This window comes from Synechococcus sp. CCAP 1479/9 (assembly GCF_019038535.1).
In the GTDB taxonomy this organism is placed as follows: Bacteria; Cyanobacteriota; Cyanobacteriia; order PCC-6307; family Cyanobiaceae; genus Cyanobium.
Genome location: NZ_JAFKRK010000039.1, coordinates 20302 through 35791, shown reverse-complemented (window position 1 = coordinate 35791; position 15490 = coordinate 20302). Strand labels below are relative to the sequence as shown.

The 15490-nt window shown below is 71.2% G+C and carries 19 protein-coding genes; 10 read left to right on the top strand and 9 right to left on the bottom strand.

Features of this window, described 5'->3' with window-relative positions; genetic code table 11:
• The 3 genes from KUG38_RS14515 to KUG38_RS14505 form a co-directional block, all read left to right on the top strand.
• On the top strand, positions 1-766 hold a 766-nt coding region (locus tag KUG38_RS14515), incomplete at its 5' end, for a carbohydrate porin (protein ID WP_216922841.1).
• A gap of 326 nt (positions 767-1092) precedes the next feature.
• Positions 1093-2862 carry an iron uptake porin gene (locus KUG38_RS14510; protein WP_216922839.1) on the top strand — a complete coding sequence of 590 codons (1770 nt, stop codon included), beginning with the start codon at positions 1093-1095 and terminating at the stop codon, positions 2860-2862.
• Positions 2863-3029: 167 nt separating this feature from the next.
• Positions 3030-3725, top strand: coding sequence for a J domain-containing protein (locus KUG38_RS14505; protein WP_216922837.1), 696 nt, complete (start codon positions 3030-3032; stop codon positions 3723-3725).
• Between the two features lie 14 nt (positions 3726-3739).
• Here KUG38_RS14505 and KUG38_RS14500 read toward each other — a convergent pair whose 3' ends face one another.
• Positions 3740-3985 carry an NAD(P)H-quinone oxidoreductase subunit O gene (locus KUG38_RS14500; protein WP_216922835.1) on the bottom strand — a complete coding sequence of 82 codons (246 nt, stop codon included), beginning with the start codon at positions 3983-3985 and terminating at the stop codon, positions 3740-3742.
• Between the two features lie 77 nt (positions 3986-4062).
• Here KUG38_RS14500 and KUG38_RS14495 point away from each other — a divergent pair, with 77 nt between their 5' ends.
• Entirely contained in the window at positions 4063-4998 is a 936-nt protein-coding gene (locus tag KUG38_RS14495) for a TIGR01777 family oxidoreductase (protein WP_216922833.1), read from the top strand.
• Here KUG38_RS14495 and KUG38_RS14490 read toward each other — a convergent pair.
• A complete protein-coding gene (locus KUG38_RS14490) occupies positions 4955-5215 on the bottom strand; it encodes a DUF8620 family protein (protein ID WP_094587316.1) in 261 nt (86 codons plus the stop codon). The two genes, KUG38_RS14495 and KUG38_RS14490, sit on opposite strands and share 44 nt — an antisense overlap.
• A 74-nt stretch (positions 5216-5289) precedes the next feature.
• On the opposite strand from KUG38_RS14490, the gene KUG38_RS14485 reads away from it, so the two are divergent.
• Positions 5290-6504, top strand: a complete 1215-nt coding sequence (locus KUG38_RS14485; RefSeq protein WP_216922830.1) for a lipid-A-disaccharide synthase-related protein — start codon at positions 5290-5292, stop codon at positions 6502-6504.
• On the opposite strand, the gene KUG38_RS14480 is transcribed toward KUG38_RS14485, so the two are convergent.
• Both KUG38_RS14480 and KUG38_RS14475 read right to left on the bottom strand, forming a co-directional pair.
• The gene (locus KUG38_RS14480; protein WP_216922828.1) at positions 6497-6913 is read right to left on the bottom strand and encodes a hypothetical protein; all 417 of its coding nucleotides are present in this window, start codon (positions 6911-6913) and stop codon (positions 6497-6499) included. The genes KUG38_RS14485 and KUG38_RS14480 overlap by 8 nt on opposite strands.
• A 76-nt stretch (positions 6914-6989) precedes the next feature.
• The gene (locus KUG38_RS14475; protein ID WP_216922826.1) at positions 6990-7445 is read right to left on the bottom strand and encodes a HesB/IscA family protein; all 456 of its coding nucleotides are present in this window, start codon (positions 7443-7445) and stop codon (positions 6990-6992) included.
• A gap of 129 nt (positions 7446-7574) precedes the next feature.
• Here KUG38_RS14475 and zds point away from each other — a divergent pair, with 129 nt between their 5' ends.
• Genes zds through KUG38_RS14460 form a run of 3 tightly spaced genes read left to right on the top strand, consistent with a single transcriptional unit; the run spans position 7575 to position 10009 of the window.
• A complete protein-coding gene (gene zds, locus KUG38_RS14470; RefSeq protein ID WP_216922824.1) occupies positions 7575-9050 on the top strand; it encodes a 9,9'-di-cis-zeta-carotene desaturase in 1476 nt (491 codons plus the stop codon).
• Between the two features lie 10 nt (positions 9051-9060).
• Entirely contained in the window at positions 9061-9495 is a 435-nt protein-coding gene (locus KUG38_RS14465; RefSeq protein ID WP_094587313.1) for an SRPBCC family protein, read from the top strand.
• On the top strand, positions 9461-10009 hold the full coding sequence (locus tag KUG38_RS14460; RefSeq protein ID WP_216922821.1) for a hypothetical protein: 549 nt from the start codon (positions 9461-9463) through the stop codon (positions 10007-10009). Before KUG38_RS14465 ends, KUG38_RS14460 begins: the two co-directional genes overlap by 35 nt.
• Here the strand turns inward: KUG38_RS14460 and KUG38_RS14455 are convergent.
• From KUG38_RS14455 to KUG38_RS14435, 5 genes are read right to left on the bottom strand one after another with little or no spacing between them, the layout of a single operon-like run.
• On the bottom strand, positions 9993-10796 hold the full coding sequence (locus KUG38_RS14455) for a uroporphyrinogen-III synthase (RefSeq protein ID WP_216922819.1): 804 nt from the start codon (positions 10794-10796) through the stop codon (positions 9993-9995). The two genes, KUG38_RS14460 and KUG38_RS14455, sit on opposite strands and share 17 nt — an antisense overlap.
• A complete protein-coding gene (locus KUG38_RS14450) occupies positions 10796-11989 on the bottom strand; it encodes a TPR domain-containing glycosyltransferase (protein WP_216922817.1) in 1194 nt (397 codons plus the stop codon). Before KUG38_RS14450 ends, KUG38_RS14455 begins: the two co-directional genes overlap by 1 nt.
• A gap of 53 nt (positions 11990-12042) precedes the next feature.
• Positions 12043-13734 (bottom strand): glycoside hydrolase family 3 N-terminal domain-containing protein, encoded by a 1692-nt coding sequence (locus KUG38_RS14445; RefSeq protein ID WP_216922815.1) that lies wholly within the window; start codon positions 13732-13734, stop codon positions 12043-12045.
• A gap of 8 nt (positions 13735-13742) precedes the next feature.
• A complete protein-coding gene (gene rbfA, locus KUG38_RS14440; protein WP_216922813.1) occupies positions 13743-14162 on the bottom strand; it encodes a 30S ribosome-binding factor RbfA in 420 nt (139 codons plus the stop codon).
• A 2-nt stretch (positions 14163-14164) separates the two neighbouring features.
• Positions 14165-14371, bottom strand: a complete 207-nt coding sequence (locus KUG38_RS14435) for a DUF751 family protein (RefSeq protein ID WP_094587370.1) — start codon at positions 14369-14371, stop codon at positions 14165-14167.
• A gap of 75 nt (positions 14372-14446) precedes the next feature.
• On the opposite strand from KUG38_RS14435, the gene KUG38_RS14430 reads away from it, so the two are divergent.
• On the top strand, positions 14447-15166 hold the full coding sequence (locus tag KUG38_RS14430; RefSeq protein ID WP_216922811.1) for a glutathione S-transferase family protein: 720 nt from the start codon (positions 14447-14449) through the stop codon (positions 15164-15166).
• Between the two features lie 59 nt (positions 15167-15225).
• Positions 15226-15486, top strand: a complete 261-nt coding sequence (locus KUG38_RS14425) for a CRR7 family NDH-1 assembly protein (RefSeq protein WP_094587374.1) — start codon at positions 15226-15228, stop codon at positions 15484-15486.
• The last annotated feature ends 4 nt before the right edge of the window (positions 15487-15490 follow it).

The window sequence follows — 15490 nt, the reverse complement described above, 5'->3', positions numbered from 1 at the left end:
TGGTGGTCTGTGGTGGAAGAGCGGCGGCTTCAGCATCAGCGCCAACTACGTCTCCGCCAACGGTGACGTGGGCAACCCGATCGCCGGCACGGCGAACTGCGGTGGCATCGGCAACGCCTGCTCCTCCCAGACGGGTACCGGCCAGATCGCCTACACCGGCTCCAACTGGGGCATCGCGGCGGCCTACACCTATTCCTCGGGTGGTGCCGGTCTCTACACCGGCAACGGCACGCCTCTGGCCACCATCTTCCAGACCAACGCCGCCGCCACCAACTCGGTGGGCATCAGCGCCTACTGGCAGCCCAGCAACTCCGGCTGGGTTCCCTCCATCAGCGCCGGCTGGGGCATCAACCGCAGCAACTACAACGGCACCACCAACCTGAACGGCGCCGCGAATCTCGTCTCCACCACCGGCATCACCAACGCCACCAGCCAGTCCTGGTACGTCGGTCTGCAGTGGGATGACGTGTTCATCAAGGGCAACTCCGCCGGTATGGCCGTCGGTCAGCCCACCTTCCTGACGTCCGTCAGCGCCGGTCCCGCCGTCTTCGGTGGCCCCGCCGCCGCGACCGCCATCGTCGATGGCAACTACGCCTGGGAGTGGTGGTACAAGTTCCAGGTCACCGACAACATCAGCGTGACCCCGGCTCTCTACTACCTGAGCGCTCCTCTGGGTCAGGTCTCCAAGAACGTTGGTGCGATCGGTCCCGTGGGCTCCGATTTCAACAACTTCGGCGGCTTCATCAAGACCACCTTCAAGTTCTGATCCTTTCGGATCACGTCTCCTCACCACGTCCTCCCCTCTGCCCGGCTGCTCTGCAGCCGGGCTTTTTTCTGCTTTGGAGACAGCAATGCCGCGCCCGGCGCCCCCTGCCAGCCGGCGCTGCACCCGCTTCCCCCCGGTGGCCCCATGGGTACGCCGGATGGCTGCAGCGTCCGCTCCCGTTCAGACCCTTCCCCGGCGGTGCTCAGCGGGGCCTCATGTCAGCTGGGATACGCCCTGGTGTGCTCAGGCCTGTCTGCCGTGTCCCTGGATTCCTATACCTTTGCGCCGTCCCCCTCGGGGGATTCCTCTTTTTGGTGTGAGGACCAATGAAACCCTTCCAGCAATTCCTGCTGGCGCCGGTGGCCCTTGGGCTGCTGTCGCCACTTGCCGCTTCGGCCGGCGAGATCTCCCAGTCCCAGCGGGCTGAGATCTCCACGTACATGGAGCAGCAGGACATCGATCGCTTCAAGGCCTGGGAAGCCCAGAACCAGGTCACCAGCATCAACCAGTTCTCCGACGTCAAGCCCACCGACTGGGCGTTCCAGGCCCTCTCCAACCTGGTCGAGCGCTACGGCTGCGTCGCCGGCTACCCGGACGGCACCTTCAAGGGGCGCCAGGCCATGACCCGCTACGAAGCGGCGGCCCTGCTGAACGCCTGCCTCGACCGGATCACCGAAGTGACCGACGAGCTGAAGCGCCTGATGGACGAGTTCGAGAAGGAACTCGCCGTGCTGCGCGGCCGGGTGGATGGCCTGGAGGCCAAGGTGGGCGAACTCGAAGCCACCCAGTTCTCCACCACCACCAAGCTCCAGGGTGATGCCGTCTTCGTGATCGGCTCCAACAGCTTCGGCGGCAACCAGGGCCTGCCCAACCCGGCCGTCGGCGTCCCCGCCGCCGCCGCCAACGCCTTCCCCGCCAACAACCGGCGCAACTGGGGCGCCACGGTGTTCAACTACGACATCCGCCTCAACTTCCTCACCAGCTTCACCGGCAAGGACCTGCTGTACACCCGTCTGCGCAGCGGCAACTTCAACAACAGCCCCTTCGGCGGCCAGCCTTACAACCTGATGGCGCTGGATCGCGCCTTCTCCCCCGTGGGTGGTGCTGACGTCGTCAACATCGACCGTCTCTACTACCGCTTCCCGATCGGCCGTGACTTCACCGCCCTAATCGGCGCCAAGGCGCGGAACACCGAGTTCCTGGCGATCACTCCCTGGTTCTACCGGTCGGAAATCCTCGACGTCTTCACGCTGCACGGCGCCCCCGGCACCTACAACAAGGCCACCGGTGCCACCTTCGGCCTGATGTGGAAGCAGAACGTCAAGAAGGGCAAGCCCTTCTTCGCGATCTCCACCGCCTACGTCGCCCCCAACGCCGACAACGGCAACCCGAACGCGGGCGGCCTGCTCAACGAGCGCAGCCGCGGCACCTGGACCACCCAGGCCGGTTTCGCCGGCAAGAACTGGCGCTTCGCCTTCGCCTGGAGCTACGTCCAGTGCGGCCAGAACTTCCGCCGCGGCACCACCTTCGCCCAGGCGGCGGTCGACTGCCCCGCCATCACCAACACCTTCCTGGGTTCGGAGAACTTCGGCACCAGTGCCGCCTACTCCAACAACTTCGCCACCACCTTTGCGTGGCAGCCCAAGAAGAGCGGCTGGATCCCCTCCATCAACCTGGGCTGGGGTTACAACGCCATGACCCAGCCCCAGCTGAACCCCCAGACCGCCCTGATCGGCAGGGGCGCCACCGCGATCCGGGTGCCGACGTTCGACACGGTTCCGACCTTCAACCAGTCGGCCAACCGCGGCGCCAGCCAGTCCTGGAGCGTGGGCCTGCAGTGGAACGACGTGTTCATGAAGGGCAACCAGGCCGGCATGGCCGTGGGTCAGCCGGTGTTCGCCACCTCCCTGCGCAACGGCCAGACGCCCCAGGACGGCAACTTCGCCTGGGAGTGGTGGTACAAGTTCCAGGTCACCGACAACATCAGCGTGACCCCGGCGCTCTTCTATCTGAGCCGCCCCAACGGCCAGTTCACCACCATCGGCCAGTCCAGCAGCGTGCTCGGCGGCCTGATCCAGACCCAGTTCAAGTTCTGATTCCTTCGGGTCCCCCCGCGGGACCCTCGGATCGGCGCTCCTTCCTCCTCATTTTTCCTCACAACCCTCTGGCCCCCCTTCCCAGGGGGGCTTTTTCATGGGCAGGCGTGAGGGTCCGTCCGGGCGGGCCCATCGGCGATGCTGGAGCCAGATGGCGCCGCCAGCGCATGGCCAGGACCTCCGCCGACCACTACGCCATCCTCGGGGTCTCACCAGGGGCCACCACCGCCGAGATCAAGGCCGCCTACCGCGCCCTCGTCAAACGCCATCACCCGGATGCCGGCGGCGATCCGCGCACGATCCTGGCCCTGAATGCGGCCTGGGAAGTCTTGGGCGACGGGGACCGCCGGCGCCATTACGACCACGGGGCCGGCGTTGGCGTGCCGGCACGCACTGCCGCAGGCGGTGCCGGGGCGGCCAACCGGACAGGGGGGGGGCGCCATCGCGGCGTCGGCGCCGCCAGTGACGAGGAGCTGCTGGCCTGGCTCCAGCAGGTGTACGTGCCGATCGACCGGCTGATCGGCCAGGTGATCAATCCGTTCCCGGCCCAGCTCCGCTCCCTGGCCGCCGACCCCTACGACGACGAGCTGATGGGGGCGTTCTGCGCCTTCCTCGACCAGAGCCGGCTGCGCATGGAGAAGGTGGAGGCCCTCTACCGGTCCCGGGCCTGCCCATCGGCGGCCAAGGGGTTCGGCCTCAGCCTCTACCACTGCCTCAGCCAGGTGCAGGATGCCCTGGTGGAGCTGGAGCGCTACACCATGGGCTATGTGGACAGCTACCTCCATGACGGCAAGGAGATGCTGCGGGAGGCCCGGCTGCGCCGCAGCCGCCTGAAGGAGGAACGGCGCCGGGTGGAGATCTAGGCGGCGCGGAGTGACTAGGCGGCGGGCATCGCCTCGAGCTGGTCGAGCCGCAGCCACACGTCGGGAACGGGCAGGCGCCAGCGGAGCTGGGCGTGCTCCCCCTGGATGGCCAGGATCTCCCCGGGCCCTTCGAACAGGTAGCCGGGGGGCACCGGGTCGCTGGCCCCGGCCTCGAGGCTGTTGGTATAGGCGATTCTGTTCACCCTGACCAGGGCACCCTTTTTCAGGCTCGGGGGAGCGGCATGCGCGGACTCAGCCATCGTGGAGAGGAGGGTTCGGCACAGGTTAGGGCTGCCGGAACCTAACCTCGGCTCTGGATTCCGATGGAACGGTGGGCATGCGGCTGCTTCTGCTCGGATGCACGGGTTTCGTCGGCCGGGAGCTGGTGCCGTTCCTGCTCAACCTCGGCCACCAGCTCACCCTGGTGAGCCGTCGCGCCCGGCCCGACAGCGAAGCGGCGGACCCCCGGCTCACCACCCTCTGCTGCGATCCTTCTGACCCGGCCAGCTGGGCCCAGCCGGCCCTGCTGGAGGCCCTGGCGGCGGCCGATGGGGTCGTCAACCTGGCCGGGGAGCCGATCGCCGACCAGCGCTGGACGCCGGTCCACCGCCAGCGGCTGCTCGACAGCCGCATCGGCACCACCACCCAGCTGGTGCGGGCGATGGCGGCCCTGGCCACGCCGCCCCGGGTGCTGGTGAACGGCTCGGCCGTGGGGTACTACGGCACCAGCCTGGAGGCCGGCTTCACGGAGGCCAGCCCCCCCGGCGACGATTTCCTGGCCCGTCTCTGCGCCCGCTGGGAAGCCGCCACCCAGGTCGCCCCCGAGGCCTGCCGGATCGTGGTGCTGCGGGTGGGCATCGTGCTCGGCCCCGACGGTGGCGCCCTCGGCAAGATGCTGCCCGTGTTCCGGGCCGGCTTCGGCGGGCCGGTGGGCAGCGGCCAGCAGTGGATGAGCTGGATCCATCGCCACGACCTCTGCCGGCTGATCGTCACCGCCCTGGAGGACGACGCCTACGCCGGCCCGTACAACGCCGTGGCCCCGGAGCCCACCCGGATGGGGATCTTCGCCTCCAGCCTCGGCCGTGCCCTCGGCCGCCCCAGCCTGCTGCCGGTGCCCGGCCCCCTGCTGCAGCTGCTGCTGGGTGACGGTGCCGCCGTGGTGCTCGAAGGGCAGCAGGTCCGCCCCGAGCGGCTGCTGGCCCAGGGTTTCCACTTCCAGTACCCGGAGCTCAGCGCTGCCCTCGCCGCTGCCACCAGCCCAGCCCGCCGCTGAGCAGGGCCGCCGCCATCAGCAGGCCGATGGCCGGCGTGAACAGCGGCTGCCACAGCCGCTGGAAGAGCTCCAGGGGAGCGTCCAGCCGCTGCCCGTGCAGCACCACCGCCACGGCGAAGAACAGGGCACCGGCCAGCACCAGGAAGACGTCGGCCACCAGCACGACATCGAGAACGCGGCGCACTTGCGCGACGGGGCCGGTGGCGGGAGTGCTCATGCCTGGGGGGTGAGCCGGGAGGGGGAAATCCCCGGTGAGCCCAAACCTAAACTCGACCGTGCTTGGTGTCCCGTGTGCCCCTTTCCCCCGCTCCCAGGATCCTGCTGATCAGCAACGGCCATGGGGAGGATCTCAATGGGGGATTGATCGCCGATGGCCTGCGCCAGTGCGATCCGGGGCTGGAACTGGCGGCCCTGCCCATCGTCGGGGCCGGATCGGCCTATGGACGCCGGGGCATTCCCCTGCTCTACGCGGGCCGCAGCCTGCCGTCCGGGGGCATGGTGTACCAGGGCCTCAACCTCTGGAAGGACCTGGCGGCGGGCTGGCTGCAGCAGAGCCTGGCCCAGCTCTGGACGGCCTGGCGCCAGGGTCGCCGCTTCGATCTGGTGGTCAGCATCGGTGACCACGTCCCCCTGATCTTCGCCCTGCTCACGGGACGGCCGACGGTGGTGTTCCTGGTCTCCACCTCGAGCTACTACGAGGGCCGGCTGCGGTTGTCCGCCCTCACCCGCTGGTGCTGCCGGCGGCGGCGGGTGCGCGTGGTGCTCACCCGCGATGCCTTCACCGCCACCGACCTCCAGGCCCAGGGCCAGGCCAAGGCCCTGTTCCGCGGCTACCCGATCATGGATCTGCCGCCACCGGACGACGGCCAGGTGGCCCGGTTGCCGGGCACCTGCACCCTGGCGCTGGTCCCGGGCAGCCGCTTCCCGGAGGCCCTCCACAACCTGGTGCTGATGCTGCGGCTCTGCAGCCAGCTGGGCGAACGGGCCGGGGAGGGGCCGTGGCGCTTCCTGGTGGCCGTGGTGGAGAGCCCCCACTGGCGGGAACTTGGACCCCTGGCGGCGGCGGTCGGCTGGCAGCTGGAGGGCGGCGTGCTCCGCTCCGCCGGCGGTGAGCTCGAGGTGCGGCTGCTGCCGGGGGCCCTGCCCGCGATCCTGGCCGTCAGTGACCTGGTGGTGGGCATGGCCGGCACCGCCGTGGAGCAGGCGGTGGGCTTCGGTCTGCCGGTGGTGCAGCTGGTGGGCCGTGGTCCCCAGTTCAGCTATGCCTTCGCCGAATCCCAGATGCGGCTGCTGGGTCCCACGGTCCACACCGTGGGGCGGCGCCCGGCCGACACGGCCGAGCTCCAGGAGGCCGCTGGCCTGATCCAGCGCCTGCTGGCCGACCCCGACCTGCCCCAGCGCTGTGCCCAGGCCGCCCTGGAGCGGGTCGGCCCGCCCGGGGGCTCGCGGCGCATCGCCGAAACCGTGCTCGAGGCCCTTGGCCGGGGCCCCGGCGGCTTCAGCTGAGCCAGGCCTTCACCTTCTCCAGGGCCTGCCAGCCCGGCCGCCGCTGCAGGCCATCGGCGATCGAACCCTGCAGTTCCTCCGCCAGTTCCGGGGCCATCAGCATCACCCGCTTGACCATCTCGATGTGCTCGCGCACCCCCTTGGCGCCGGTCTCCAGCATCGCCACGCTCAGGTTGATGCGGGCCTGGGGATCCTGGGGATTGAGCTTCACCGCGTTGCGGGCCGAGGGCAGGGCCGCCTGGGGCTGGTCGAGCAGAAGCTGCAGCCAGGCCAGACAGGTCCATCCCGCCGACTGCCGCGGCTCCTGGGCCGTGATCTGCAGGAACTCGTCGATCAGCTCCTCAGGCGCGGCACCCTGCTGGTAGCGGGCGATGGCCTGGTCGAAGCGGGACTCCTGCTGGGCCGTCATGGCGGCTGGGGGTGGTGAGGTGGGGATCGTCAGACTCCCATGCCACGGGTCCGGCACGCCATGGACCGGCCCGGGCTCAGACGGCGAAGGAGCTGCCGCAGCCGCAGGTCTGGGAGGCGTTGGGATTGGTGAAGTTGAAGCCGCCGCCGATCAGGGCCGAGGAGAAGTCCAGCTGCATGCCGTAGATGTACAGCAGGCTCTTGGGATCGCTCACCACCCGGAAGCTGGGGGCGCCGGCGGGTTCGTAGGTGTAGGTCTCGTCGTCGGGAAGGATCTCCGAACCGTCGATGAAATCCATCGTGTAGCTCATGCCGCTGCAGCCGCCGGAGCGCACACCCACCCGCAGCACCTTCTCGCCCCCCTGGGAGGCCATCAGGGTGCCCAGCTGGCGCATGGCCGGCTCGGTGATCAGGATGCCCTTGCCGTCCACACCGGTGTGGGTGACGGCCACGTCGGCGGCTTGGGTGGCGGTTTCAGTGGCGGCCAGGGTGGCCGCCGGGCTGGGGATCGGGGTCTGGGTGGGGCTGCTCATCGATCGCAGGGGGGTCGGATGGGGGGAATCGGGCCGCCGGACGACGCGGTGAAAGACCACTCTATGGAGATCCCTCCCCGGTGGGTAGGCTCCGGTCCATAGAGTCAGGACCTTCACGGGAATCCAAGGGTGCGGGTCGCCATCGTGGGTGCGGGTCTGGCCGGTCTGAGCGCGGCCGTCGATCTGGTCGACGCCGGTCACACGGTCGATCTGTATGAATCCCGCCCCTTCATGGGGGGCAAGGTGGGCAGCTGGGAGGACCCGGACGGCAACCACATCGAGATGGGGCTGCACGTCTTCTTCTTCAATTACGCCAACCTCTTCGCCCTGATGCGCAAGGTGGGCGCCATCGACAATCTCCTGCCCAAGGAGCACTGGCACCTGTTCGTCAACCGCGGCGGCGACCTGCGGGCCCTGGATTTCCGTTTTCCCGTCGGGGCCCCCTTCAACGGCCTCAAGGCCTTCTTCACCACCCCCCAGCTCGACTGGATCGACAAGCTGCGCAATGCCCTCGCCCTGGGGACGAGCCCGATCGTCCGGGGGCTGGTGGATTACGAGGGGGCGATGAAGGTGATCCGTTCCCTCGATGCCATCAGCTTCCAGCAGTGGTTCCTCAGCCATGGGGGCAGCCCCCGCAGCATTCAGAGGATGTGGAACCCGATCGCCTATGCGCTCGGCTTCATCGACTGCGAGGCCATCTCGGCCCGTTGCATGCTCACGATCTTCATGATGTTCGCCTCCCGGACGGAGGCCTCCAAGCTCAACCTGCTCAAGGGATCCCCCCACCGCTGGCTGACCGGCCCGATCCTCGACTACATCCAGGCCCGCGGCGGCCGCCTGCACCTGCGCCACCGGGTCAGCGAGGTGCGCCACGAGGAGCGCAACGGCCAGACCGTCGTCACCTCCCTGGTGCTGGGCACCCCGGACGGGGAGAAGCGGGTGGAGGCGGACGCCTACCTGGCTGCCTGCGATGTGCCGGGAGCCCAGCGGCTGCTGCCCCAGGCCTGGCGCCGTTTCCCCGAGTTCGCCGCCATCGACCGGCTCGAGACGGTGCCGGTGGCCACCGTCCAGCTGCGTTACGACGGCTGGGTGACCGAACTGGGCGACGGCGCCGGCCCCGCCGCCCGCCGGGCCGACCTGGGCCGTCCGGCGGGCCTCGACAACCTCCTCTACACGGCCGATGCCGACTTCAGCTGCTTCGCCGATCTGGCCCTGACCAGCCCGGCCGACTACCGGCGCGAGGGCCTCGGCTCCCTGCTGCAGTGCGTGCTCACCCCCGGGGATCCCTGGATCCCCAAGAAGACGGAGGAGATCGTCGCCCACACCGACCGGCAGGTGCGTGAGCTGTTCCCCTCCGCCGCCGGCCTGCAGCTCGTCTGGAGCAACGTGGTGAAACTGGCCCAGTCCCTGTACCGGGAAGCCCCGGGGATGGAGCCGTTCCGCCCCGACCAGCGCACCCCCGTGGCCAACTTCTTTCTCGCCGGCAGCTACACCCGCCAGGACTACATCGACTCGATGGAGGGGGCCACCATGAGCGGACGGCTGGCCGCCGCCGCCATCCTGGATCAGCCGGTGGCGCTGGCCACCTGCGCCGCGGTGGCTTAGGAGCACAACCATGGGCAAATGGCTCGAGCACAGCGTCACCACCGAGATCCAGGCCCCGGTGGCCCGGGTCTGGGAGGTGTGGAGCGATCTGGAGGCCATGCCCCGCTGGATGCGCTGGATTGAATCGGTCGTCACCCTTGACGACCCGGACCTGACCGACTGGACCCTGGCGGCCCAGGGGTTCCGCTTCCACTGGAAGGCCCGGATCACCGAACGGGTCGACTGCCAGCGGCTGCACTGGGAATCGGTGGGTGGCCTGCCCACCAAGGGGGCCGTCCGTTTCTATCCCCTCGGGCCCGACCTCACGGCGGTCAAGCTCACGGTGAGCTATGAACTGCCCGGCGCGCTTGCACCCCTGATGGAACCCACCATCATGGGTGGCATCGTCACCAAAGAACTGCAGGCCAACCTTGACCGATTTCGCGACCTGGTGGAGAAGGGCTGAGCGGCGCCTCAACGGGCGCCTTGGCATCGGGGTCGTCGCCGGGCTGATGCTGACCGGATGCGCGGCGTCCCCCACGGTGGAAGCCCCACCGGCGCCGGCGCCCCCGCCCCAGGCCGCTCCCACGGCCTCCTCCGGGCCCGTCCCCGAGGGCCTCACCCCCCTGCCCACCTCCCAGCAGGTGGTGAGCGCCTTCCGCATGGGTCGGCAGGATCCCTTCGGATCGCTGGTGCCGGAGCTGGTGCCCGGGGCGACGGTCGCTGGCACCACGGCCGCGGCCGCCGCCACGCCACCGCCCTTCCTCAAGGACTTCCGCGTCACCGGCGTGATCGACAGCGGTGGCCAGAGCGAAGCGGTGGTGACCTACCGGCAGCTCAGCGGCAGCCTGCGCCCCGGCGACCGGGGTGGTCGCACCACCGATCTGCTTCCCTCCGGCTGGAGTGTGGCCTCCGTCGATGTCGCAAACGGCAGCATGATCCTGCAGAGCGGCAGTCGCCGGGTCAAGGTCGAGCTCTGAGGGCCCTGACGCAGGCGGCCACAAGCCCCTCCAGGTCGTGGGGGTCCGCCTCTTCGTTCACCCGCCCCAGTCGCTCCAGGCAGCGGCGGCTGGTCTGGGGGCCGATCGAGACCACCTGCACCCCCTCCAGCCGCTCGAGCCAGGTCTCCCCGAAGCTCTCGGCCAGCAGCCGGGCGGTGTGGTCCACCGTCTTGCCGCTGCTGAAGGTGATGGCATCGAGGCCGCGCCGCTCCAGGGCCTGCAGGGCCCCGCTGGGGAGTCCGGCCGGACAGCGGGTCTCGTAGGCGGCCACTTCCACCACCCGGGCGCCCGCTTCGGCGAAGGCCTCGGCGAGCAGCGTGCGCCCGCCGCTCTGCACCCGCGGCAGCAGCAGCCGCTGCCCCCAGCCCGATACCGGGAAGTGTTCGATCAGGCTGTCGGCCACAAAGGCCGGGGGAACGAAATCGGCGGGGGCCCCCAGGGCCTCCAGCGTCTCGGCGGTCTTGCGCCCCACCGCCGCCAGCCGCACCCCCCGGGGCCTTCCGGACAGGCTGCTCCCCCGGCGGACCAGCCGCTGCTCCACGGCGTCCACCCCGTTGGCGCTCGAGAAGATGATCCAGTGGAACTGGTCCAGTTCCGCCAGGGCATCGTCGAGGGGGCCCCAGAGATCGGGGGGGCCGATCACCAGGGCCGGCAGGTCGATGACGCTGGCCCCGGCCTGCTCGAACAGCTGGCGGGCCGCGCCCAGCTGGGTTTCGGCCCGGGTCACGGCCACCGTGCGGCCTGAAAGCGGCGGCGTCGCGGCCATCAGGCGTCCAGCCGGACGAGGGCGCCGGCCCGGTGGGCCAGCTCCCGGGCCTGCTGCGGTTCCCCCTGGGCCTCCAGCAGGCCGATCGCCCGCAGGAACCCGTCACGGGCGCCTGGAATGTCGCCCGCCAGCAGCAGGGCGGCCGCCAGGTTGCGCTGGGCGTCGGCGTGCTCCGGGGCCAGGCTCAGGGCCCGCCGGTAGGCATCGATGGCGTCCACCAGACGGCCCCGCTGGCGCTCGATCAGGCCCAGGTTGAACCAGGCCAGGGGCAGCTCCGGGCAGAGGTCCGTCACCGCCGCCGTGAGGGTCGCCGCCTCCTCCAGGTCCCCCTGGCGCAGCAGCAGGGCCCCGAGGTTGAGCCGGGCCCCCAGGCTGAGCCGCCCATCCAGGGGCAGGGCCAGGGCCTGGCGATAGAGCGTGATGGCGGCGGCAGGCTCGTCGGGGGCGCGGGCGATGGCGAGGTGGAGCAGCAGCTCGTAGCGCTCGGCGAGGGCGTCGGCCCCGGCACGGGCCAGCCCCTCCTCCAGCAGGGCGAGGCCCCGGCGGCGCTGACCCTGACTCACCTCCAGGGCCCCCAGCTTGGCGCAGGCGTAGGGATCCCCCGGCCGGGCGGCCAGCTCCGCCTCCATGGCCGCCCGCAGGCGGGCGGCCTTGTCGCGCCCGGCCACCAGCTCGGGGCGGTAGCCCTCGTGCACCAGGGCCGGCTCCGGGCAGGTCACCACCTGCCAGTCGGGCTCCTGCCCCAGCAGGGTGGCCACGCTGTCGTCGACCATGGCGTGGTAGCGGCGGCTCCAGCGGATCGCCGCATGGCGGCGGAACAGGCGGCTGACGCTCGAATAGGGCGACTGGGCGGCCCCCACCTCCTGGCGCAGCAGGTTGATCAGCAGCACCCGGGGCTGCTCCATCAGGGCCCGCAGCGGCGCGCGGGCTTCCGGCCGCAGCCATTCATCCGCATCCAGCACCAGCACCCAGTCACCCGTCACCAGATCCAGGGCATGGTTGCGGGCGGGGGCGAAGTCTCCCGGCCAGTCGAAGTGGTGCACGCTGGCGCCGCAGGCGGCGGCGATCTCAGGGGTGCGGTCGTCGGAGCCGGTGTCCACCACCACCATCTCGTCGACGAAGCCGGCCACCGAAGCCAGGCAGCGCTCCAGGCGCTCGGCCTCGTTGCGCACGATCATCGACAGGCTCAGCATCGGACGCTGCGGGGCAGGACGGTCGTGCCAGGAGGCTAGGTGGCGGCGGGGGCTCAGTCGGTGAAGCCCACCGCAGCGGCGGCGCCGGCGACGGGGGTGGCGTCGTCGTCGGTGGTGGCGCTCTCCTGGGGCCCGAAGCCGAGGTGGCCCAGCAGTTCGCCCTGGGCCAGGGCCATCTGGCCCGGCGACCAGGCGGCCGGCACCTGGGGATCGAGAAGGGCGGCCAGGGACTCCCAGGCATAGGGGCTGCCATAGACGGCCAGGCCGGCCAGCCGGCCGGCGGCCTGGAGCTGGCGGATCACCGCCGGCCAGGGATCCGGGCCGTCGGCCCGGCCGCGGAACGGGTTGCCGCGCACGAACAGCTGCAGCAGCACTGGCCCCTCGCCCAGCCGCTCCAGGGCCAGGGGGGCCTCCCCGTCCCCGCTCCAGGGGGAAGGGCCCTGGCCGTCGATCAGGCAGGGCCGCAGGCCGGCGGCCGCCGGCAGGGCCAGGGCCGGGGCGCCGGCCGGCAGGAAGGGGCAGGCCAGGCTGTTGTCGAGGCGGATCAGGTTCACCCCGGGGCCGCCGGGCACCGGGCCCCGCCCCCGTAACACGAGGCTGCGCCGCACCAGCTCCAGGGCCAGGGCCCGGTCGGCGGGGGCGGGGCCGTTGCTGAGGCCGCCCAGGGGGGCAGGGGCGGTGCCGCCGCCATCGGCGGGGCAGCGCTCCAGGGCCCGGCGGCGCCGCCGATGGCTGGCCTGCAGTTGCTCCAGGCCCAGCCTGCCGCTGGCCACGGCCGCCACGATGGCGTCGATCGCCCCGTCCGCATCCCCCGGCATCAGCACCAGGTCGGCCCCCGCCTCCAGGGCCAGCACCGCGGCCTCCGAGGCGCCGTAGCGGCCGGCGATCGCCTCCATCACCAGGGCGTCGGTGACGACCAGCCCCTCGAAACCGAGTTCCTGGCGCAGCAGCCCGGTGAGCACCGCCCGCGACAGGGTGGCCGGATGGTCGGGGTCGAAGGCCGGCAGCAGCAGGTGGGCGGTCATCACCGCGGCCACCTCCGCCGCGATGGCCTCCCGGAAGGGCGGCAGCTCCACCGCCTCCAGGCGCTCGCGGCCGTGGGGGATCAGGGGCAGCTCCAGGTGGGAGTCGCTGGCGGTGTCGCCGTGGCCGGGGAAGTGCTTGGCGCAGGCGAGCACGCCTTCGGCCTGGACGCCCCGGCAGAAGGCGGCCGCCAGGGCCCCGGCCGTGGCCGGGTCCTCGCCCCAGGCCCGCACGTTGATCACCGGGTTGGCCGGGTTGTTGTTGACATCGCAGACCGGCGCGAGCACCCAGTTGAGGCCCAGCTGGCGGGCCTCCCGGCCGGTGCAGGCCCCGTAGCGCCGGGCCAGATCCACGGCCACGGCGGGATCCTCGGCATGGATCCGGGCCAGGGCCAGGGGCGGCACCAGCCAGCTGGCCCCCTCGAAGCGCTGGCCCACCCCCTCCTCCACGTCGGCGCAGAGCAGCAGCGGAGCGCCGGCCCAGGCCTCCAGCTGGCGAGTGCGCAGCCGCAGTTCGGCGGCGCTGCCCCCCAGCAGGATCACCCCGCCCACCCCGCGCTGCAGCAGGCGCTGCAGGCTGGCGTTGTCCAGCTCCCAGCGGGGATAGCGCCGCTGGCCATCGGCCGGGTGGCCGCTGCAGCGCACCACCAGCAGGGAGGCGGCCAGGCGTTCAAGTGCCTCAGGCGGGAGGGGGGCCTGGGGCGAGAGGGGGAGTGCAGCCATGGGCGGAATCAGCTGTCGGTGTCAGCCGCCGGATCCGCGTCGCCCGCTTCTGCCAGCGGCTCCTCCCGCTCGCGTCGCTCCGTCTCCAGGCGCTGCAGCAGTCCCAGCACCGTGTTGCCCTTCTCCAGACCCCGGTCGAGGACGAACACCACCTCCGGGGTGCGGCGCATCTTGAGGCGCCGGCCCAGCTCCCCTTTCACATAGGCGGATGCCGCCTGCAGGCCGGCCATCGCCACCTCCCGATCCTCGGCGCTGCCGAAGATGCTCACGAAGATCCGGCAGTGCTGCAGGTCGCCGGCCACCTCCACGTTGGTGACGCTGACCATGCCGTGGTGGACCCGTTCGTCCTTGATGCCGCTCATCAGCAGCTCGCTCACTTCGCGGCGGATCAGGGCCGCCACCCGTTCCACCCGTCGGCTCTGGGCCATGACTACGACAGCGGTGCCGATTGCACCATGGCACGAAGCACCAGGGTGAGGCTGACCAGTCCGCTGATCAGGGCGCCCACCAGGGCCACCGCCGTGACGGGGTTGCTGCGGCGCCGGGCCAGCGGCTCGAACACCGAGTTGAACACCCCCAGGCTGAAGGCGATCAGATAGCGCGGATAGCGCGTCACATTGACGAAGAAGTCCTTCATGGCCTCGGCGACGGTCCTGCTCGGATGCTGGCTACTCTGCCGCCCGGGGCCACGCCCAGCCGGCCCGGAGGGTCCATGGAGCTGCATCAGTTCAGACATTCCGCCTTCTGCGAGAAGGTGCGGCTGCTCCTGGCCCGCAAGGGTCTCGAGGCCACCATCGTCGAGGTGACCCCCGGTCTGGGGCAGCTGGAGCTGTTCCGTCTCTCCGGGCAGCGGCAGGTGCCGGTGCTGGTGGATGGGGGCGAGGTGATCGCCGATTCCACGGCCATCGCCCTGCATCTGGAGGCCACCCACCCGGAGCCGCCCCTGCTGCCGGCCGATCCGGTCGCCCGCGCCCGGGTGCTGCTGCTGGAGGACTGGGCCGACACCGCCCTGGCCCGGGGCGCCCGTCTGGCCCTGCTCCAGGCCGCGGCCACCGATCCGGTGCTGCGCGCTGCCCTGCTGCCCGAGGCCACCCCAGCGCCCCTGCGGGATCTGGTAGGGGCCCTGCCCGGCGGCCTGATCGGCTCCGCCACCGAGGCGATGCGCGACCTGCTCGGGCCCTGTGAGGTGCGGCAGCTGCACCGCAGCCTCGAGCAGCTCGCCCTGCTGGCGACCGAGCGCCCCTACCTGGAGGGGGATGGCCTCACCCTGGCCGACATCGCCGTGGCGGCCCAGCTGTATCTGCTGAAGTTCCCTGCCTGCGCCGGCGCCCCCCTGGCGGGTCGCGGGGTGGAGGGCATCGCCGACAACCCCGTGCTGGAGCCCCTGTTCGCCTGGCGCGACCGGGTGCACGCCGCGGTGGGTCGGGGCTGAGGCTCCCCGCCGGGGCAGGCCCTCCACCCGTCAGGATGGGGGCCGCCGTTGTTCTGGCCGTGTCCGATCCGCTGCTGCGGGAGCTCGACCATTACGTGGTGCTGGAGCCCGGCAAGGGCGAAAGCATCCTCAGCGCCGCCGAGACCCTGGACTGGCTGGCCGCCCACCTGACGGCCCTGGCCGAGCCCCCGGCTGACCTGGCCGACCTGGCCGATCCCGAGGCCCGGGCCGGCCGGCTGCTCGACACCGCCTGCGAACTGGAGCTGGCGCCGGGCTGCGCGATCCAGTGGTTTGCCGTGCGGCTGGAGCCGCCGTCCTGAACGC